The organism is Pseudomonas sp. MF6751 (genome assembly GCF_016613265.1).
Lineage (GTDB): Bacteria > Pseudomonadota > Gammaproteobacteria > Pseudomonadales > Pseudomonadaceae > Aquipseudomonas > Aquipseudomonas fluorescens_BV.
In genome coordinates this window covers 74,065-93,211 of the sequence record NZ_JAENSV010000010.1, presented here as the reverse complement: position 1 = coordinate 93,211, position 19,147 = coordinate 74,065, and the positions used below count along the sequence as shown (strand labels likewise).

The following is a 19,147-nucleotide window of genomic DNA, read 5'->3' as shown; positions in this document are numbered from 1 at the left end:
TTTTTGATGAAACACCGGGACTACCCTTTGAAAACCATGAGCGAATTGCCGACTACATGCGGGTTTGCAAGGGCAAGGTGATGGTGAGCATCAACTATCCCCCCGATATCAGGCGGGTGTTTGAGGGGTTCCACTTCGAAACGGTGGATATTCGATACGGCGCAGCCAACCAACGCCAGGCGAAGGCCGAAGTTACCGGCGAGCTGGTGATCATGAACTGGGAGCCGAACGCCTTCGGCGGACTTTTCTAACTCAAGGGCTGGATCAAACCGGCCTGTTTGTTCTTCACGTTGCCCACCGCGACGTCAACCTTGAACCATTCAAAGGACTCGGACGGCTCGCCCTGGTGTAACACCATCTGCTCGGCACGCTCCTTGGGCGTTGCCGGGTCCAGCCATTCACGGGCCAGGTCCGGGGTCAACACCACGGGCCTCCGGTCGTGAATGTCCACCATGCCGCCGGCACTGTCGGCGGTGATGATCACGAACCCGTCATGCTCGCCTGGCCCCTCATCGGAGTCAGGTAGCTGGCCGATGGATGCACATAGCACCGGCGCGCCGTCCCGTCTACGGATCAGGTAGGGCTGTTTTTTTGGTCCGCCTTCGTCGACCCATTCAAACCAGTTATCTATGGGCGCGATTGCGCGATGCGGCCAGATCGAGCGGAAGAACGACCCATGAGCGACCTTCTCAACTCGGGCATTGATTGGCGCGGCTCGGTCCTTTGCCCAGTGCGGTCGCCAGCCCCAGCGCACTGGGTCAGCGCGCAGCAGCTCGCCCTGCAAATGCAGTAGTGCAACCTGGGTCGTAGGAGCGACGTTATAGCGGTCAAGCGGCAGATCCCCTACGGAATTAACCAGCGCGTTGGGCATGCTCAACGCCGCAACGAAGTCGTGGATGCCGCTGTACTGCGAGAGCCTTCCGCACATATCTTTTCCGCCCGTCGGTCCTGGTGAACAGCCGCACCCCGGCCGGTCTCTATCCAATAGACACCTGGGCGGGAGATTCGTTATGACCACCGATATACAGCAGGTTAACGAGATGGAAGCGTGGTTTGCGCTTCTCACTGGTGCGGAGTTTGAAGCTGGGTCGCCAGAGTACCGGTATGAAACGCGCCTGGCCTTGGCTGACAGCATGCTTGAGCGCAAGGTGATTGATTGCGGGGAATGGGAGCTGGTCGACGAGGCGGTTTCGGCTTACGCGGATGACGTTGGTTGACCGCCAGATTTAGGGACAAAGCCCTGACCTGAACACTTCAGGCAGTCTTCCCGCAGCCCGAAGTGGTCTAGACAAGCGGTGCACTTGGTGAATTGGGCGCATTGCAGTAGGGGCCTGGCCTTGCGGTAACTTTCAAAATCATGCTCCTCCAAGGCGACCTGGGCGCAATCTACTAGCGCCCGATAGGTGTCCTTGTCGCTGATGATTGGATAAATCTTCCCATTGATAACTTGTGCAGTCTGCACCAAGTCGTACAGCTCACCGGATGGTGCGATCAGCAGCAGCCCTTCTAAAGCCCAGGCCTTATTGCTATTACGGAACTCCAGGCGACGGTCACGGTTGGTGCCAATCACCTTTCCATCAAACCCACACGCACCTGGGCCAGTGACTGAATAGTACGTGTTGGACATTATCCGCCCAATGCACTCCGATCCGGCTCTGGGCACTACATCGTAGTGTCCACCAAACATGTATCCCTCAGCGTCGGTAGCCAGTTCTTCGACGGCATGCCAATAGGCCGCGTCAGCCAACTCGTCCATTTCCATCTTTTCCATTTGATCAATCACCCCTGCCTCCAGCATGTCGTGGGTTTCCCACCGGCACATGGATCTATGAGCCTCGGGGTTATTCATTCGGCTCAAACCGTCGTCAAGGATCAGGCGCCATTTGGCGAGCCAAGCCGTTTTGAGTTCTAAGGGGGTCATGCGATTGACTGCTTATTTGTACTGTATGCGCATACAGTAATCGAGGTTTGCGACGTACGCGATTTGAGGCGACGAGCTGTAGTCGGCGAGGCGGCCCGATGAGCACGCCCACGGTTCGGGGGTGTGGCGTGCCACATGTTTCCGGGGAGGTGACGTGCTACAGGCGGTCGGTAGGATGGTCTGCACCTGGCGCGCGCCGTCGTCCCCCCACCTCGCCTGCGGGCTAAATGGGTCGTTTTTTCCGCGCCCCTGCAGACAGCCCAACGCGGTACTGGCCGGGGGGCTGCTCGGTGTTATGGGGTGGTCAAAAGCCTGCGGAACCCTGCGAGGGTGGATGTTTTGCGCAACGCTGATAAGTACGCATGGGAGGCTGATTCCGTAGGTGCCTCGGGAAAAAGGTTAGTTTTTTTTTGAGGGGGTGTAATTGGGTTGGAAGGCCCGTATTTGTTGGGCCTGAGACCTAACTTTGATGGGTTAGTTGAGGTTAGGTTGAAGGTTAGTAATTCGTAACTGTCTGTTTTTAAAGGAATTAATATATTGAATATTTAACACTAATAAAGGTTAGGAAATAACCAGACCTAACCGAAAAGCTAACCTTGCCAACCCTTCGAAAAGCCATAATAAATAGGGCTTCCAGGGCACCCGGCCAAAAACTAACCCTCCTAACCTCTTTCCCGTGGGTCAACATGAAAACGCGAGATGTGCCTAGGGCGGACCGCTTTTGAAGCTGCGTGCTGTATTGCGCAGTACTCACAACCTTTACGTCCATGTGCCCGCACTTTCAACTACACAGCGTCCGATGTTGGCATTGCAGGGGATTTGGATTGGAGCGACAGCCACGGGCGATGAGCGGCCTATGAATCACCCGTGCCTGCCTTCATGGAAGGGTTCGCCATCAGCGGTTATGAAGTCGAGCTAAGCCTTGTTTGATGTGGCCCGCATTCTCCCCAATTGTCTGGAGAGCGCCGCGAATATTCCCTCCCAACTCTGCCGTGTCTTGCTGCTCGGCCCATAACGTCAGCTCCATGACTGCCGCCTCTAGAGCCAGCTGGTTCTCGTAAATCCTACCCAATACATCCGCCAATGAGTATTCGCTTGCCATCGCCATTGTCCTAAATCGAAAAGATTTGAGCATAGCAGGGGACATGGTCGGCATTACTTGAAGGGGGGATCGCCACACCGCGCGAGGAATAGGTGGTACGAAAGTGGTACGGAGATTTTTGAGTGTCGGTACAGGCCAGGTATTACGTGGCCTGTGGAGTTAGCAGTTCCAATCCATCATGGGGGCGACGGAGAAGCGGCGGGAGAGTGGGGCGGTTTGTAGGGACATGGGGATCTGAGTTAGCGAGGCGAATGGGGCGCAGTTTATCAGGAACGGATCTTGGGTGTCGGAGAGGCAAGTTTTACGCGCATTACCACTTCGAGCGAGGACGTTACCGTGTGTGGAATACGCCAAGGATCTGCAGTCGATCACCCCGCACTCTATACGGGATCAGATAGGACTAGTTGGGAACTGCCCATTCGCGGGTATGTTTCACCCGACCTTCGCGGCCCATGGAAGGAAACTGAGCCAGCCTGTCGACGCTGGCGAAAATGGCATTCGAGAAGTCGTCAGCGGCTTTTGGATTTTCGAGAGCGATGTAGCTCGCTTCGTCTTCCAGATTTTTGAGTGCTTTTTCAAGCCACTCAACCCGCATTCCTGCTCCAGCGCCTAGCGTGCATGGCTGCTACTTGGTCATCAGTGGCGAATTTGCCTTCGTCGGCGTCTTTTACCGCCAGCTCGATCTGAGCGGTCAGTGTTTTTTCGTGCTCGATGTAGTCTCGAAGAACGTCCATCGCCAGGTAGCTCGCTGTTTGGCCATTGGTTTTGGCCAGGTCGGCGAGAGAGTTGGATAGGTCTTCCGGCAGGTTTAGGGATATCCCAGTCATGGCGGCCTCGATGATGGACGGTTGTGGGGCATCTTACACCTTGGTGTGCTTGGTTGACTCAGTAGCCTATGAGGATGGGGGCAACGCTCGACCATGCTTCGGTGAAGATGGTTTACATACGATATTTTGATCTCGACACCTGATTCATGTTGACTTGAGGCGATCATTGATTGAGTCTCATGATGGCAAATGGCATTCATTAATGAAATCGCACTGATGGTAATGGACGACGGTACATGAAGGATCCAGTTGAAGTTGGCAAGCTGCATGAAATCATGCGGTTTATAGAGGCGTCATTAGAAGATTCAAAAAGCCCCCGTTGGTTTCGTGGTAGTGGCAAGTATCCACTATATAGACTTGAGCCCACGCTGCTTAGGCATAAAGAAGTGCTAGCTGCAACGAAGGATCCCTTGAAGTTGGAGCAGCAACTTAAGATGCGATTCCTTCAGACGAGTGCCCCATTCTTGTCTGTGACACCTACTACAGATTTTGATTGGCTATTTTTGCAGCAGCACTATGGAGTGCCGACTCGTTTGTTGGATTGGACGGAAAATCCGTTTATTGCGCTATACTTTGCTTTGTCAAGTAGCGCTAAGGAAGATGATGCTTGTATTTGGATGTTGGATCCTATCAAATGGAATAAGCTCGCGTTGAATAATGCGCAATTGGATCGTATACCTGACCCTACAATGTCGCAAGCTACACAGTTTCTAAAGGATCCTGGTGATGACTTTTCGCCAAATGATCCCATAGCTATTTTCGGAAACCATACAAATCCACGGATAACTGCGCAGCGAGGGACGTTCGTCATGTTTTGCAAGTCATCCGAACCTATGGAACATAAAAGGTATGCAGATGACTGCTTGACGTGCTTTAAAATACCAGCTGCTTTGAAGGCGGTAATGTATGAGACGCTACTCGCAATCGGGTATACTCATTCGGTAGTGTATCCAGATCTTTCTGGGCTTGGTGCTGAAATTAAGACTTCGTACGGATTTTAATTATGGATAATATTTTTGTAGTTCGTCCGTTTTCCACCACTAGTATTAGTTGGTGGTATGCAGAAAGAGACCAAATTGATCTGTCTCCGTCATATCAGCGGAAGTCTGGGGTGTGGGCTCCTAAAGATAAGGCTTATTTGATCGACTCAATTATTAATGGGTACGATGTTCCTAAGTTTTATATTGCGGATTTTAGCTATTCTAGTAGTGATTTGAATACCGCCGGTAGGCCTTATGCTGTGATTGATGGGCGGCAAAGGTTTGAGGCGATTTTCGATTTTTTGGATGGGCGCATATCGTTAAATTCGGATATGAAGTATTTGGCCGACAAGTCGGTTCGTCTCGCCGGTATGACCGTTCGAGATATGGAGAGTGAGCATCCAAGAATAATTCGAAGAATAGAAAGTTTTAATTTGTCAGTTATGTCTGTAATAACAAATCAAGCCGATCGGATTAATGATTTGTTTGTGAGGCTTAATAAAAGCAAGCCTTTGACAGGTGCGGAAGTGCGTAGTGCTATGGCTGGGGATGTGCCGAAATATATAAGAGCGATTGCTGGGCACGTTTTTTTCGCAGCAGGGGTAGGATTCACAAATCAGCGAAAACAACATGAGAACGTAGCTGCAAAGTTACTAATTATTGAGCATCGTGGTTCCTTTGTGGAGACGAAGAAGACTAATCTTGATCGATTTGTTTCTGAGGCGATACTTACGGAGAGTGGATTTGCTGAAACGGCAGATAGAGTGATGAATAATCTTGATTTGATGTATAAGGTTTTTGGTCATGGAAATTCTCTGCTTAAGTCTTCAGGAATGCTTCCGGTTTATTACTGGTTAACTCGAGAGTTTGGCCGTCATCCAGATTTTGTACGTAGGCTGCGTGACTTTGAGATTTTTAGAAGTGATCAAAAGTCTCATCCCGCTGTGATTGCGTTCAATTCTGTTAGTCGAAGCACGAATGATGAATTTAGCTATCATGTTCGCCATTATGTCTTGAGAGAGTTTATCACCGGTGATGGCTACATTGATGCGCAGACCTTTTCGGTTTTATAGAATTTGCACTAGCTTATGAACGGTCTTGAGGGCTGATGACGATATTGCTTGAGAAATTTCCCACGCTTTTCTCGGCTTGCCCCTCAGCCCTCCAATAGCTAACCTCCTCAAGCCGCTGCAAATCCAGCGGCCGGAGGTGGAAGTCCGTATTGCTAAGGCGTTTTTAACTCCCGAAAATCTTTGGAGCTTCGCCCATGCACAACAACACACGCAGTTCTTCACTTGATCAAAGCGTGTCGCCCGTCGACCCCAAGCTTCAAGCCGCAGCCCAGCGCGCAATCAACCATCACTTGCCCCCATCCGACGACGCTGCGCCCACCGAGCGCCCAAGCGACAACCTATTCCTCGTAAACCCAACCATCGACCCCGAAACCCTCCTGACCAACGCCGCCGAAAACCTCGCATCTGCCAACGAAATGGCTGCCACTTTGGCGTTCGACCTCGACGATTCCCAGCGCGCCATCGCCCTAGGCATTCAGCAGTTAATCGAGTTGAGCTCGCTGCTGGTTGACCGAGCCCAGGAGCAGGTTGCGCCTGTAACCGCCTCAGTCAAAGCCTGACAACCAACCCTGCCGCCTTGCCCTAAGGCGGCAACCTGAACTTATGCTGTCTTCCAGCAAAGTTTCATAATTCCCTGCGCCGTTGAGGTCTACGATTCCTTGCAAGAGAGGACCTCAGCGCCTCCAGCCCACCGGGAGTTGAAACCATGATCTCGAACCTCGTCAAACTTGTGATGATCACCGGCACGTTGCTGTTGAGCGCTTGTTCATCTTCATCGAGCGTGAACAGTGACCCGTGCTTTTCAGGCGGATGCCAGGCATTTGGTGACCATAGCCCCAGCAAAGCCGCCAAGATGAGTTTTGGTGGCAGTGGGCTGGGGAGTAGTTATGGGGAGTATGGTTCGGGGTTGTTGCATGATGATTGATGGGGTGGTGGGGCAAGAGCGTTTTGCTTGCTTTGCCGCTTTGCAAAGTGATCAGCCGTTGGGGCGGAGTCCTAAGTTGCCGTTGCTTGAATGACGGGTAGGTACGCGGTCTGATCCCACATTTTCGTCGGCTGTCGGGCCGTCTTCGCGAGCAAGCCCGCTCCCACAGTTGGATCGCAGGGTGCCAGGTCTATAGGCGTCGGCTGTCGGGTGCGATGGCGGTGGGTCAGTTAACTCATCTGTCACTGGTACACCGCCATCGCAGGCAAGCCAGCTCCCACATTGGCCATGTATCGCTCGCAGAATTAGCGCCCGACTCGGATCGCTGTGGGGGAGGGCTTGCTCGCGATGGTGGTGGGTCAGTTAATGCATCTGTCACTGATACACCGCTATCGCAGGCAAGCCAGCTCCCACAGTGGCCATGTATCGCCCACAAAATCAGCGCCCGGCCCAGATCCCTGTGGGAGCGGGCTTGCTCGCGAAGGCGGCGTGTCAGTCACTGAATCTATAACTGAACCACTGCTTTCCCAGGCAAGCCAGCTCCACACATTGGTAGTGTGTTCGCTTAGCTGATCGGTATTAGGTGAGCCGTTAATGGCCGCCTTTCATGCGGCGGGCGATCAGGTAGAGGCCCAGGCCCACCAGCGCTGTCGCGGCGCCGATGTAGCCGGTACTGGTCCACCCCAACCCCGCCGTAATAGCCATCCCCCCAAACCACGGCCCCAGCGCATTCGCCAGGTTAAACGCCGCATGGTTGGACGCCGCTGCCAGGCTCGGCGCTTCGTGAGCGATGTCCATCAACCGAATCTGCAACGGTGCCGCCAACGCGACCATGGTTCCCACCAGCCCCATGCTCACCAGTACGCCCCACAGCGACGAGGCGGCGAAGGGGAAGAACAACAACACCGCCATCGACCACACCAATATCAAGCCCACCGCCCGGAACTGCATACGATCAAACAGCTTGCCGCCGGCAATGTTGCCGATGATGCCGCCCACGCCAAACGCGGCGAGACCGAAGGGGATCCACTGCGGTGAAACCTTGGTGACTTCAAGCATGGTCGGCGCCAGATAGCTGAATACGCAGAACATCCCGGCAAAGCCAATCGCGCCGATGGACAGGGCCATCCAGACCTGGGGTTTGGTGAAGGCGCGCAGTTCTTTGCGTGGGTCGCTGCGTTGTTCGTCGTGGCGGTGGGGCACGAATTGCCAGACCAGGGCGATGGTGAGCAGGGCGATCACGCTGACCAGGGCGAAGGCCGAGCGCCAGCCCAGGTGTTGGCCGAGGAAGGTGGCGATGGGGTTGCCGAGCAGCATGGCCAGGGTCAGGCCCATCATCACGCGGGCTACGGCGCCGGCGCGTTTGTCGGTGGGCACCATGCTGGAGGCAACCACGGCGGCGATGCCGAAGTAGGCGCCGTGGGGCAGGCCGCTGATAAAGCGGAAGGCCACCAGCGAGCCGAAGGTGGGGGTGAACGCGGTGGCGAAGTTGCCCAGGGCGTACAGGCCCATCAGCAACAGCAGCATGTGTTTGCGCAGCAGCTTGGCGCCGAGGATGGCCAGCAGTGGGGCGCCGACCATTACGCCGAGGGCGTAGGCGCTGATGGCGTGGCCGACTTGCGGTTCGCTCAGGCCCAGGTTCTGGGCGATGTCGGGCATCAGGCCCATGATGGCGAATTCGCCGGTGCCGATCGCGAAGGCGCCCACGGCCATGGCCGCTTCCATTTTGGCGGCGCTGCGCGCGGGCAGTACCTGCCCGGGTGTTTGCTGGATTGTCATGGGTAACTCTGTGTGGAGGGTGTGCACGAAGGACGTCGTCGATGCTACGCAAGCCGCGACGAGGGTGTCTAGAACCGCCATTTGCGGCAGAGTTCCACGCCTGTGACCGCAGGTCGCGGCTGCCAGGCTTGACAGGGGCGCATTAAAAGCCGCGATTTAGGCCTGTCAATTGGCCAAACGGCGCATAAACGCTGTTTAGCGTGATATTCTGCGCGCCGTCTTGGGCTAGTCTTTCCCTGGTGCGTACACCCGTATACGTCCCAGCGGTTGGCTGTCGCCCAGGTAGCTGAAGCCAATAATGATAAGAAGTCAGCGCAGAAGGGACATAACAGTGAGGTCGATCCATCGGCCTTGTGTGCCCACCCTGCAGCCTTTATGTGACTGTGCAGACCCCGCGGTACGTTGCCTGACGTAGCGTGAAGGAGGGTTACTCATGATCAGGGGCGGTAGGGCGGATGGCGTTTTATCATAGGTGCTACTGATGTTTAAAAAAGTAAACACTGCCCTGCTGGGGCTGGCTTTGTCGATGGGGATCACGTCCGTTCACGCGGAAGAGGCAAAGAAAGTCGATGTGCTGCTGATCGGCGGCGGCATCATGAGTGCAACCCTGGGTGTCTGGCTCAATGAGCTGGAACCGGATTGGTCGATGGAGATGGTCGAGCGCCTCGATGACGTGGCCGAAGAAAGCTCCAACGGCTGGAACAACGCCGGTACCGGTCACTCGGCCCTGGCTGAGCTGAACTACACCCCGGAAGACAAGAACGGCAACGTTGAGATCCCGAAAGCGGTCGAGATCAACGAAGCGTTCCAGATCTCCCGTCAGTTCTGGTCCTGGCAGGTTCAGCAGGGCGTGTTGAAGAACCCGCGTTCGTTCATCAACTCCACTCCGCACATGAGCTTTGTGTGGGGCGATGACAACATCAAGTTCCTGAAAAAGCGCTACGAAGCCCTGAAAGCCAGCCCTCTGTTCGCTGGCATGCAGTACTCCGAAGACCCGGCGCAAATCGCCAAGTGGGTTCCGTTGATGATGGAAGGGCGTGACCCCAACCAGAAAATCGCGGCCACCTGGAGCCCGATCGGTACCGACGTTAACTTCGGCGAGATCACCCGCCAGTTCGTCGCTCACCTGCAAACCACGCCGAAGTTTGACTTGAAGCTGTCGAGCGAAGTGCAGGACATCACCAAGAACGCCGACGGTTCGTGGCGCGTGAGCTACAAAAACCTCAAAGACGGCACCAAGACTGAAACCGACGCCAAGTTCGTGTTCATCGGCGCCGGCGGCGGTGCCCTGCACTTGCTGCAGAAGTCGGGCATTCCTGAAGGCAAGGAATACGCAGGCTTCCCAGTCGGTGGTTCGTTCCTGGTGACCGAGAACCCGACCATCGCCGAGCAGCACCTGGCCAAGGCCTACGGCAAGGCTTCGGTAGGTTCGCCACCGATGTCGGTTCCGCACCTGGACACCCGTGTGCTGGATGGCAAGCGCGTGATTCTGTTTGGCCCATTCGCAACCTTCTCGACCAAGTTCCTGAAGGAAGGCTCGTACCTGGACCTGCTGACCAGCACCACCACCCACAACATCTGGCCTATGACCAAAGTCGGTATTCGTGAATACCCACTGGTCGAGTACCTCGCCGGCCAACTGATGCTGTCGGACGACGACCGCTTCAAGGCGCTGCAAGAGTACTTCCCGAACGCCAAGCAATCGGACTGGCGCCTGTGGCAAGCCGGCCAGCGCGTGCAGATCATCAAGCGTGACGAAGAGCAAGGCGGCGTGCTGAAGCTCGGTACCGAAGTGGTCAGCTCTGCCGACAACACCATAGCCGGCCTGTTGGGCGCATCGCCAGGCGCGTCCACCGCGGCTCCGATCATGCTGACCGTGCTGCAAAAGGTGTTCAAGGACAAAGTAGCCAGCCCGGCCTGGCAGGAAAAACTGCACCAAATCGTGCCAAGCTACGGCACCAAGCTGAACGACAGCCCTGAAGCTGTTGCCAAGGAATGGGCCTACACTGCCGGTGTGCTGCAACTGACACCACCGCCAGCGATCCCGCAACTGGCTGCTCCACAGGCCACCGAGGCTGCCAAGCCTGCGGCTGAGCCAAGCAAGCCGGTTTCTGACCTGGCGCTGTAAGCCTCACCCACGAAAAAGCCCGCTGAACCGGTGACGGTCAGCGGGCTTTTTTGTGGCTACGAGAACAGTTCAGCAATTTGACAGACATATCCTGTTAGAAATAACCCAGGCCCAAGCAGGGCCCGGCTGCAACAAAGGAAGGATTTCTTTCTGATGCAGGTGTGGGGCGTTCGCGCCCGAGGGTTTTGTATGTTGCTACGTTATGCAGCATTGGCCGCCGTGGTGGTCGCCGCTTCCGGGTGTGTGCAAGAGCGTGTTGTGCATGAGCGCAGGCCGGTACAACACGAGTACGTTGAGGTGGTGGCGCCGCAACCGCCGCCGGTGCAGGTGATCGAAGTAGAGCCTGCGGTGCGCGAAGGTTATATCTGGTCACGCGGTTACTGGCGTTGGGAAGGCGGGCGTTATGTGGCAGTGCATGGCCATTGGGAGCCGGTGCGCCAGGGCTATCGCTACGTGCATCCGCACTGGGTGCAGCGTAGTGATGGCTACCATTGGCAGGTCGGTGGCTGGATACGCTGACCAAACCTCCTCTCTCTTCTGTAGGAGCGAGCTTGCTCGCGAAAAACTCACAGACACCGCTTGCAACCTGACTGCTCGCGTTATCGTCGACGTTCTTCGCGAGCAAGCTTGCTCCTACAAAAAATACGGGCTAGCCGAGCCGTTTCATCCCCGCTGCCTTGGCCGCGTTCAGATCAAAGGTGGCGGTGTACTCGCAGCCCGCCGCATGGCCGCAGCGTTCAACCAGGCAGTCGGCAAAGTCGGCTTTGCCTGCGGTGAACTTGCGCAATGCCTGCCAGATGATATCGGCGTGCTCGACGGTCAGCTCCCGCGTGTGCAATAAGGTTTCCAGCACCATCACCACGTCGCTTTTGGCCGACTGGTAGCAGGACTGCAGCACCCACACCAGCTCCGTAAGCGTCACCAGGCTGACAAAGCCTGGCGAGGCGGCGGTAAGTGATTCGATGAGTTGGGACGCCTTTGCGGATTGGACCGGGTCATCCTGGGTTACATAACGCACCAATACGTTGGTATCCAGGCCGATCATCCAGCGCTTGCTCCCTGGGCCGCGATGGCGCGGTTCATGTCTTCGATAGACACGGCATGGGCAGGCTTGCGGATCAAACCCTTGAGGTCCTTGACGGTTTTGCTGGCGGCAATCATGGAAAACTTGCCGTCTTCCATTTCGACGAATTCCACCCGGTCGCCTGTTTCCAGGCCCAGGGCCGTCCTGACCTGGACAGGGATGGTAATTTGCCCTTTTGAAGTGAGTGTGGCGGTGGCCATAGTGAAGATCTCCATCGTGATATTCCTTACCTTAGGGTAAGGAATGACAGAGGACAATATCCGTTGGTCCATAGGTCGCTCGTTGAGGTAGGTGAGTTGGGAATAGTAAAACCCTAGTCCGAACTCTCGAGCCTCACACGCCGGGCCATGCCCCAAACGGATACAAACTATGACTGACCGCCACGGCCTTATTGCACCACGCGATAGCACGGCACATAGGCCGCGCCGCCTGGCAACTTCATGCGGTGCTGGGCCACGAAGGCCTTCAGCAGCTCATCCAGCGGTTTCATGATGGCCGGGTCGCCGTGAATCTCATACGGGCCGTTTTCTTCGATCAGGCGAATACCCTTGTCTTTGACGTTACCCGCCACGATCCCCGAGAACGCCCGGCGCAGGTTGGCCGCCAGTTCATGGGCCGGCAGCGCGTGGTTGAGTTGCAGGCTGGCCATGTTTTCGTGGGTGGGGTCGAACGGGCGCTGGAAGCCTTCGTCGATCTTCAGCAGCCAGTTGAAGTGGAACGCGTCGTTACGCTCGCGGCGGAATTGCTTCACCGCCTTGAGGCCGGTGGTCATCTGGCGGGCCACTTCAGCCGGGTCGTCGATGATGATCTGGTAATGCTTCTGCGCCGCTTCGCCCAGAGTGGCGCCGACGAACGCGTGCAATTGTTCCAGGTAAGGCGCGGCATGTTTCGGCCCGGTGAGCACCACCGGGAACGGCAGGTCGCGGTTGTCCGGGTGCATGAGGATGCCGAGCAGGTACAGGAATTCCTCTGCCGTGCCGGCGCCGCCGGGGAAGATGATGATGCCGTGGCCGACACGCACGAAGGCTTCCAGGCGCTTTTCGATGTCCGGCAAAATCACCAGCTCGTTAACGATGGGGTTCGGCGCTTCGGCAGCGATGATGCCTGGTTCGGTCAAGCCCAGGTAACGGCCATTGGTGATGCGCTGCTTGGCGTGGGAAATGGTTGCGCCCTTCATCGGGCCTTTCATCACGCCGGGGCCGCAACCGGTGCACACGTCGAGGCTGCGCAGGCCCAGTTCGTGCCCGACTTTCTTGGTGTATTTGTATTCTTCGGTGTTGATCGAATGGCCGCCCCAGCACACCACGATCTTCGGCTCCACACCCGGGCGCAGCGTACGGGCGTTACGCAGCAGGTGGAACACGTAATCGGTGATGCCTTGGGAGTTGCTCAGGTCGATACGCTGGCTATCCAGCTCGTTCTCGGTGTAGACGATGTCGCGAAGGGCGCTGAACAGCATTTCGCGGGTGCTGGCAATCATTTCGCCATCGACGAAGGCATCGGCCGGGGCGTTGAGCAGTTCCAGGCGTACGCCGCGGTCCTGCTGGTGAATCCGCACTTCAAAGTCTTTGTAGGCGTCGAGGATGGTCTTGGCGTTGTCGATATGCGCGCCGGTGTTGAGAATCGCCAGGGCACATTGGCGGAACAGGGTGTAGATGCTGCCGGTACCGGCTTCGCTCAGTTGCTGCACTTCACGCTGGGACAGGGTTTCGAGGCTGCCCTTGGGGCTGACGGAGGCGTTGATGACTTGACGTTGGGGCATTCTGATTCCTTGAAAGCACAGCCACCGCGCCCGTTTGGGGGCGATGGCTTGAGAATGGTGAGCGCCAATTAAGGTCGCACGAGACGGTTATTTACCTCAGGCGCAAGGCCCAGCGCAAATGCCGTCCAACACCATCATGCCGCAGAACTTACTGAATCAGCTTCCAGTTTTTGTAGAAAACCCGACGCAGGGTAAAGACCAGGCCGGCAAACCCTGCGATCACGGCGTTGAGCACCGAGGGCAGTAGGGTCGGGCGCACAATATCAATGAACAGGCAGTAGCGTTTGGCGTCGTTTTTGTTGAAGGACGCGTGCATCAGCGTGTCATCGAAGATAAACAGTGGGTCGTCGTGCCAGTAGTGCTTGTGCTTGCCCACCTGGATGTACACCCCCTCATGGTGCGGTGCCGGCGCCATGTTGTAGAGCACACGGAACATCATGCGCAGGGGGCCGAAGTGGAAAGACGTCGAGCGGTTCTCGTTGAACACCGAGACGCCGATGGTTTTCACGAACGGCAGTTTCTTGCGCAGTTGCGGGATATCCAGGGTGGTTTCGATCGGGCGACCGTACCACTGGAAGAACAACATGCCGCGTTTCTTCTCGGCCATGCGCTCGTCCAGATAGCTGATGATTTCATCCTTGCGGGCCATGGCGTCGTCGATCACCTGTTGCAGGTCTTCGCGCCAGGCCGGTGGCAGGTCGTTCATGGTGTAGACATGCCGGTTGCGGCTGCTGAGCAGGTCGAGCAGGGTGTTGAACGGTGCCAGCACCCAGGTATTACGACCGTTGCCGATAAAATACTTTTTGATGGTGTCGCGGTCGTATAGGCCGTTACGCAGGAAGTCATAAACGCCGCAGCACACCACCAACAGCAGAAACACCAGGCAACTGCGCGGGAAACAATAGATCAACAGCAGAACGCCGAGTACCCACGCCAGGGACACCAGCTTCTTGCCGACAGCATTTTTGCTCATGAAACGAGGCTCCAAAGCCGAAACATATTGAAACAATATCGTCATCATAGGGGTTTCTGGCGCCGGCAGGCGTTTTTAAATAGGGTGAAATTGTGAAGCTGCTGCACAATTTGTAACCGTTGCCGTGCAGGCTCCGACGTTTTGTGGATTGAATTTTGAGAACAGAAGATTTGCGACTATCGTGACGCTTCGGTTTTTCAGGCGTCATAGACCGGTACGATTGAAGTTGAATGGCCACTATTGGCCTTCGGCACCTTGGAAGAGGCAGACATTTTTATGATCATCAAACCGCGGGTTCGTGGCTTTATCTGTGTGACCGCTCACCCTGTTGGCTGTGAAGCGAACGTCAAAGAGCAGATCGACTACGTAACCAAAAACGGCGTCATCGAGGGCGGCCCTAAAAAGGTCTTGGTCCTCGGTGCCTCCACCGGCTACGGCCTGGCCGCGCGCATCAGTGCTGCGTTTGGCTGCGGCGCCGACACCTTGGGCGTGTTTTTTGAGAAAGAAGGCGAAGAAGGCAAACTGAGCTCCGCCGGCTGGTACAACAGCGCGGCGTTCGAGAAGTTTGCCGTGGAAAAAGGCCTGTACGCCAAGAGCATCAACGGCGACGCGTTCTCCGACGAGATCAAGCGCCTGACCATCGAGACCATCAAGAAAGACCTGGGCAAGATCGACCTGGTGGTCTACAGCCTGGCCGCCCCACGCCGTACCGACCCGCAAGGCGTGGTGCACAACTCCACTCTCAAGCCAATCGGCAAGGCCGTGACCCTGCGCGGGATCAACACCGACAAGGGCGTGGTAGTCGACACCACGCTTGAGCCTGCGACCCAGGAAGAAATCGACGGTACCGTGAAGGTCATGGGCGGCGAAGACTGGCAGCTGTGGATCGACGCCCTGCGTGACGCCGATGTATTGGCCGAAGGCGCCAAGACCACCGCCTTCACCTACCTCGGTGAGAAGCTGACCCAGGACATCTACTGGAACGGCTCCATCGGCGAAGCCAAGAAAGACCTGGACAAGAAAGTTTTGACCCTGCGCGAAAACCTCGCTGCGCTCAAGGGCGACGCCCGTGTGTCGGTGCTCAAGGCCGTGGTCACCCAGGCCAGCTCGGCGATCCCGATCATGCCGCTGTACCTGTCGCTGCTGTTCAAGGTGATGAAAGAGCAGGGCACCCATGAAGGCTGCATCGAGCAGATCTACGGCCTGTTCAAGGACAGCCTGTACGGCAGCGAGCCGAAACTCGACGCCGATGGCCGCCTGCGTGCCGACCTGGCCGAGCTGGAGCCGAAGGTCCAGGACGCCGTGGACGCGCTGTGGAACCAGGTGACCGACGACAACGTCAACGAGATCAGCGATTTTGCCGGTTACAAGGCCGAGTTCCTGCGCTTGTTTGGTTTTGAGGTCGACGGCGTGGATTACGACGCGGATGTGAACCCGACCGTCAAAATCAACGGCCTGATTCAAGCTTAAAACGCGGTCAATAAGGTGGGAACTGGCTTGCCCTGATGCCAGTCAGTTAACGCAAATCCCCTGTGGGAGCGGGCTTGCCCGCGAAGGCGGTGTGTCAGTCGCAGCATCTGAGGCTGTACGACCGCTTTCGCAGGCAAGCCAGCTCCCACATTTGATCTTCGTTGTTTAGAGCATTGCGTTCGCTCAATGAGGCCATGCCTCCTCCCACCTGTCTTTTCAGACACTTCTTACACCTCGGCGGGCGCCTCCCTCTTTCAGATCTGTCAGACTCCAGCAGCTATCAAGCCACGCTAACGGAGGATCTGATGACGATTCGTGCAGTAGTTTTTGATTTCGGCGGTGTCCTGTTCGACTGGAGCCCGCAACACCTGTACCGCAAGCTGATTGCCGACGACGTCGAGCGCCAGTGGTTCCTCGACACCATCTGTACCCAGGACTGGAACACCGAGCAAGATGCCGGTCGCTCCCTGGCCGAAGCCACCCGCACCCTGGTTGCCCAATACCCCGAACACACGACCCTGATCCAGGCTTATTACGAGCGCTGGCCCGAAATGCTGCGGGCTGAATTACCCGAGGGCGTGGCGATTCTCGAAGCGTTGCATCAGGTTGAGATGCCGCTGTTCGGGCTCACCAACTGGTCATCTGAAACCTTCCCTTACGCCCGGGCCAACTATCCATTTCTGAAGCGTTTTCGCAATATTCTGGTGTCTGGCGAGGTGAAGTTGATCAAGCCTGACCCGGCGATCTACCACGCCAGCCTCATTCAGGTGCGTGAACACTTGCCAGACATACAGGCCAGTGAAGTGGTGTTTATCGACGACGTCGCCGGCAATATCGAGGCCGCCATCGCATTGGGCTGGCAGGGCATTCACCACGTATCGGCCGAGCGCACCGCCGCGCGTTTGCGTGAGTTGGGCGTGGCGTTCTAGCGCGTCCATTTCTCCATCACAAAGTCGACGAACGCCCGCAGCTTGGGCAGGCGATAGCGGTCCTGGCGATACATCAGGTGCATGGGGCGGCTGGGCAGTTTATAGGTGGTCAGCAAGGCCACCAGCTTGCCGCTCTCCAGGTCTGGTTGCACCAGGGCATCGGCCAACATGCTGATGCCCATGCCGTTGATGGCGGCCTGGCGCAAGCCTTGGGAGCTGTTGATGGTCAATGAGCCAGACACCGGCACCTCCACTTCACCTTCATCGCCGGTCATGCGCCAGAGTTTATCGGTATCGCGCCAGTTGTCGTTCGCGGGGTAGGCGAATGCCAGGCAGTCATGCTGCTGCAGGTCATCCGGGGTTTGCGGTGTGCCGCGTCTCGCCAGGTAGGCAGGGGAGGCGCAAAGGGTGAGGGTATAGGCCTGCAGAGGCCGGGCGATCAGGCTGGAGCTTTCCAGTTCGCCGAGACGGATCGCCACGTCAAAACCGCTGTCGACCAGGTCCATGCGCTCATTGCTCATCACCACGTACAGGTCGATAAGTGGGTAGCGCTGGGAAAACTCACTCAAGGCCGGCACTAGGCGTTCGGTGCCGAACACCGGGGGCGCGGTGATGCGCAGGCTGCCTTTGGGGGTTTCGCTGTGGACCTGCTCGGCCAGTAGCTCGGAGTCGGCCACCAGCCCCAGCACTTCCAGGCAGCGCTGATAATACTGCCCGCCAAATTCGGTGAGGTTTTGTTTGCGCGTGGTGCGTTTGAGCAAGCTGACGCCAAGCCGTTGTTCCAGCGCTCGCAGATGGTTGCCCACCATGGTGGTCGAAATCCCGCATTCCTGCGCGGCGGCGGTCATGCTGCCGGTCTCGACGACTTTCACGTACACCGACATTGCCTGGAACAGATCCATTATCAAGCCCTGGTTTAAAGTTATTGCAGTAATTCTGCGTTTATCCAGCGAGGGTGGTTAACCATACTTGATCCACCCCAACGATGCACTGGAGCCGCCACCATGACCGCCGCCTGCCTGATGAGCACTTATCAACCCCTGGCCCTGAGCTTCACCCGCGGGCTGGGCACGCGCCTGTGGGACCAACAGGGCCGCGAATACCTGGACGCCGTGGCCGGCGTGGCGGTGACCAATGTTGGCCATTCCCACCCAAGGTTAGTGGCCGCCATCAGCGAACAGGCCGGCTTGCTGCTGCACACTTCCAACCTCTACAGCATCGACTGGCAACAACAATTGGCCCGGCGCCTGGCCCAACTGTCCGGGCTGGACCGCGCGTTCTTCAACAATTCCGGCGCCGAGGCCAACGAGACAGCGCTGAAGTTGGCGCGTTTGCATGGCTGGAAAAAAGGCATCGAACAGCCGTTGGTGGTCGTGATGGAGAACGCCTTCCACGGCCGCACGCTAGGCACTATGGCCGCCAGCGACGGGCCGTCGGTGCGCCTGGGCTTCCAGCGTCTGCCCGGCGATTTCATCAAGATTGGGTTTGGCGACATGGCTGCTCTGGAGGCGGTCACCGCGCAGTTCGGTACACGCATCGCGGCGGTACTGCTTGAACCAATCCAAGGTGAAAGTGGTGTGTTGGTGGCGCCACCAGGCTACCTGAAAGCCATGCGCGATCACTGCACGCGCCACGGCTGGCTGATGATGCTCGACGAAATCCAGACCGGCATCGGGCGCACCGGCACCTGGTTTGCCTTCCAGCACGAAGGCATCGTGCCGGACGTGATGACGCTGGCCAAAGGCCTGGGCAATGGCGTGCCCATCGGCGCTTGTCTGGCCCGCGCCGCTGTCGCCGAACTGTTCACCCCAGGCAGCCATGGCAGCACCTTTGGCGGCAACCCGCTGGCGTGTCGCGTCGGGTGTACGGTGCTGGAGATTATCCAGGAGCAAGGCTTGCTCGAGAACGCTGCGTGCCAGGGAGAACACTTACTGGCCCGGTTGCGGATGGAGTTGGAGGAACATCCGCAGGTGCGGGCGATTCGTGGCAAGGGCTTGATGATCGGCATTGAACTGGCCAGCCCTTACCGAGACCTGGCCCAACGGGCGGCTCAGGAGCACGGGCTGTTGATCAACGTCACGCGGGGCAAGATCATTCGTCTGTTGCCGCCGCTGACGCTGGAGCGCAAGGAAGTGGAGATGATCGTACGGGCCATCACCCGCCTACTGGATTGAAATACGATCAGAAAATTTGG

Annotated in this window: 20 protein-coding genes and 2 pseudogenes; 11 read left to right on the top strand and 11 right to left on the bottom strand. The window is 57.1% G+C overall.

Going from position 1 to position 19,147, the window contains the following annotated elements; translation table 11 throughout:
- Positions 1-23: 23 nt before the first annotated feature.
- Positions 24-251: pseudogene (locus JJD66_RS11405) on the top strand (DNA adenine methylase); the annotation flags it as partial.
- On the opposite strand, the gene JJD66_RS11400 reads toward JJD66_RS11405, so the two are convergent.
- Positions 248-928, bottom strand: a complete 681-nt coding sequence (locus tag JJD66_RS11400; RefSeq protein ID WP_200648170.1) for an SOS response-associated peptidase family protein — start codon at positions 926-928, stop codon at positions 248-250. The pseudogene JJD66_RS11405 and the gene JJD66_RS11400 overlap by 4 nt on opposite strands.
- An 82-nt stretch (positions 929-1,010) precedes the next feature.
- On the opposite strand from JJD66_RS11400, the gene JJD66_RS11395 reads away from it, so the two are divergent.
- Positions 1,011-1,217, top strand: a complete 207-nt coding sequence (locus JJD66_RS11395; protein ID WP_200648169.1) for a hypothetical protein — start codon at positions 1,011-1,013, stop codon at positions 1,215-1,217.
- On the opposite strand, the gene JJD66_RS11390 is transcribed toward JJD66_RS11395, so the two are convergent.
- From JJD66_RS11390 to JJD66_RS11375, 4 genes and pseudogenes are all read right to left on the bottom strand, one after another.
- Entirely contained in the window at positions 1,196-1,921 is a 726-nt protein-coding gene (locus JJD66_RS11390; RefSeq protein ID WP_200648168.1) for a hypothetical protein, read from the bottom strand. The genes JJD66_RS11395 and JJD66_RS11390 overlap by 22 nt on opposite strands.
- Positions 1,922-2,816: 895 nt before the next feature.
- The gene (locus tag JJD66_RS11385) at positions 2,817-3,023 is read right to left on the bottom strand and encodes a hypothetical protein (RefSeq protein WP_122484446.1); all 207 of its coding nucleotides are present in this window, start codon (positions 3,021-3,023) and stop codon (positions 2,817-2,819) included.
- Positions 3,024-3,354: 331 nt separating this feature from the next.
- Positions 3,355-3,618: pseudogene (locus tag JJD66_RS11380) on the bottom strand (type II toxin-antitoxin system RelE/ParE family toxin).
- Positions 3,608-3,850, bottom strand: coding sequence for a CopG family ribbon-helix-helix protein (locus JJD66_RS11375; protein WP_200648167.1), 243 nt, complete (start codon positions 3,848-3,850; stop codon positions 3,608-3,610). The pseudogene JJD66_RS11380 and the gene JJD66_RS11375 overlap by 11 nt, the downstream one beginning before the upstream one ends.
- A gap of 236 nt (positions 3,851-4,086) precedes the next feature.
- On the opposite strand from JJD66_RS11375, the gene JJD66_RS11370 reads away from it, so the two are divergent.
- The 4 genes from JJD66_RS11370 to JJD66_RS11355 all read left to right on the top strand — a co-directional run bounded on the left by JJD66_RS11370 (position 4,087) and on the right by JJD66_RS11355 (position 6,828).
- Complete coding sequence (locus JJD66_RS11370) at positions 4,087-4,851, top strand: FRG domain-containing protein (protein ID WP_200648166.1); 765 nt, start codon at positions 4,087-4,089, stop codon at positions 4,849-4,851.
- 2 nt (positions 4,852-4,853) lie between these two features.
- Complete coding sequence (locus tag JJD66_RS11365) at positions 4,854-5,903, top strand: DUF262 domain-containing protein (protein ID WP_198844913.1); 1,050 nt, start codon at positions 4,854-4,856, stop codon at positions 5,901-5,903.
- A 194-nt stretch (positions 5,904-6,097) separates the two neighbouring features.
- The gene (locus tag JJD66_RS11360) at positions 6,098-6,463 is read left to right on the top strand and encodes a DUF6124 family protein (RefSeq protein ID WP_200648165.1); all 366 of its coding nucleotides are present in this window, start codon (positions 6,098-6,100) and stop codon (positions 6,461-6,463) included.
- Positions 6,464-6,609: 146 nt separating this feature from the next.
- Positions 6,610-6,828, top strand: coding sequence for a hypothetical protein (locus tag JJD66_RS11355; protein ID WP_200648164.1), 219 nt, complete (start codon positions 6,610-6,612; stop codon positions 6,826-6,828).
- A 591-nt stretch (positions 6,829-7,419) separates the two neighbouring features.
- Here the strand turns inward: JJD66_RS11355 and JJD66_RS11350 are convergent.
- On the bottom strand, positions 7,420-8,607 hold the full coding sequence (locus tag JJD66_RS11350) for an MFS transporter (protein ID WP_198714824.1): 1,188 nt from the start codon (positions 8,605-8,607) through the stop codon (positions 7,420-7,422).
- A 481-nt stretch (positions 8,608-9,088) separates the two neighbouring features.
- Here JJD66_RS11350 and mqo point away from each other — a divergent pair, with 481 nt between their 5' ends.
- Together mqo and JJD66_RS11340 are read left to right on the top strand one after the other, a co-directional pair.
- A complete protein-coding gene (mqo, locus tag JJD66_RS11345) occupies positions 9,089-10,735 on the top strand; it encodes a malate dehydrogenase (quinone) (protein ID WP_200648163.1) in 1,647 nt (548 codons plus the stop codon).
- A gap of 189 nt (positions 10,736-10,924) precedes the next feature.
- Complete coding sequence (locus JJD66_RS11340; RefSeq protein WP_200648162.1) at positions 10,925-11,254, top strand: YXWGXW repeat-containing protein; 330 nt, start codon at positions 10,925-10,927, stop codon at positions 11,252-11,254.
- A gap of 130 nt (positions 11,255-11,384) precedes the next feature.
- Here the strand turns inward: JJD66_RS11340 and JJD66_RS11335 are convergent, their stop codons facing one another.
- The 4 genes from JJD66_RS11335 to JJD66_RS11320 form a co-directional block, all read right to left on the bottom strand.
- The gene (locus tag JJD66_RS11335) at positions 11,385-11,780 is read right to left on the bottom strand and encodes a PIN domain-containing protein (protein ID WP_032892813.1); all 396 of its coding nucleotides are present in this window, start codon (positions 11,778-11,780) and stop codon (positions 11,385-11,387) included.
- Complete coding sequence (locus tag JJD66_RS11330) at positions 11,777-12,034, bottom strand: AbrB/MazE/SpoVT family DNA-binding domain-containing protein (RefSeq protein WP_014717595.1); 258 nt, start codon at positions 12,032-12,034, stop codon at positions 11,777-11,779. Before JJD66_RS11330 ends, JJD66_RS11335 begins: the two co-directional genes overlap by 4 nt.
- 173 nt (positions 12,035-12,207) lie before the next feature.
- A complete protein-coding gene (gene ppnN, locus JJD66_RS11325) occupies positions 12,208-13,581 on the bottom strand; it encodes a nucleotide 5'-monophosphate nucleosidase PpnN (RefSeq protein WP_032892811.1) in 1,374 nt (457 codons plus the stop codon).
- Between the two features lie 148 nt (positions 13,582-13,729).
- On the bottom strand, positions 13,730-14,554 hold the full coding sequence (locus JJD66_RS11320) for an aspartyl/asparaginyl beta-hydroxylase domain-containing protein (protein ID WP_032900476.1): 825 nt from the start codon (positions 14,552-14,554) through the stop codon (positions 13,730-13,732).
- 276 nt (positions 14,555-14,830) lie between these two features.
- On the opposite strand from JJD66_RS11320, the gene fabV reads away from it, so the two are divergent.
- Together fabV and JJD66_RS11310 are read left to right on the top strand one after the other, a co-directional pair.
- Positions 14,831-16,024, top strand: coding sequence for an enoyl-ACP reductase FabV (gene fabV / locus JJD66_RS11315; protein WP_200648161.1), 1,194 nt, complete (start codon positions 14,831-14,833; stop codon positions 16,022-16,024).
- A gap of 305 nt (positions 16,025-16,329) precedes the next feature.
- Positions 16,330-16,953, top strand: coding sequence for an HAD family hydrolase (locus JJD66_RS11310; protein ID WP_200648160.1), 624 nt, complete (start codon positions 16,330-16,332; stop codon positions 16,951-16,953).
- Here the strand turns inward: JJD66_RS11310 and JJD66_RS11305 are convergent.
- Positions 16,950-17,855 (bottom strand): LysR family transcriptional regulator, encoded by a 906-nt coding sequence (locus JJD66_RS11305; RefSeq protein WP_200648159.1) that lies wholly within the window; start codon positions 17,853-17,855, stop codon positions 16,950-16,952. The genes JJD66_RS11310 and JJD66_RS11305 overlap by 4 nt on opposite strands.
- Positions 17,856-17,957: 102 nt before the next feature.
- Here JJD66_RS11305 and JJD66_RS11300 point away from each other — a divergent pair, with 102 nt between their 5' ends.
- A complete protein-coding gene (locus tag JJD66_RS11300; RefSeq protein WP_200648158.1) occupies positions 17,958-19,127 on the top strand; it encodes an aspartate aminotransferase family protein in 1,170 nt (389 codons plus the stop codon).
- Positions 19,128-19,147: the final 20 nt, after the last annotated feature.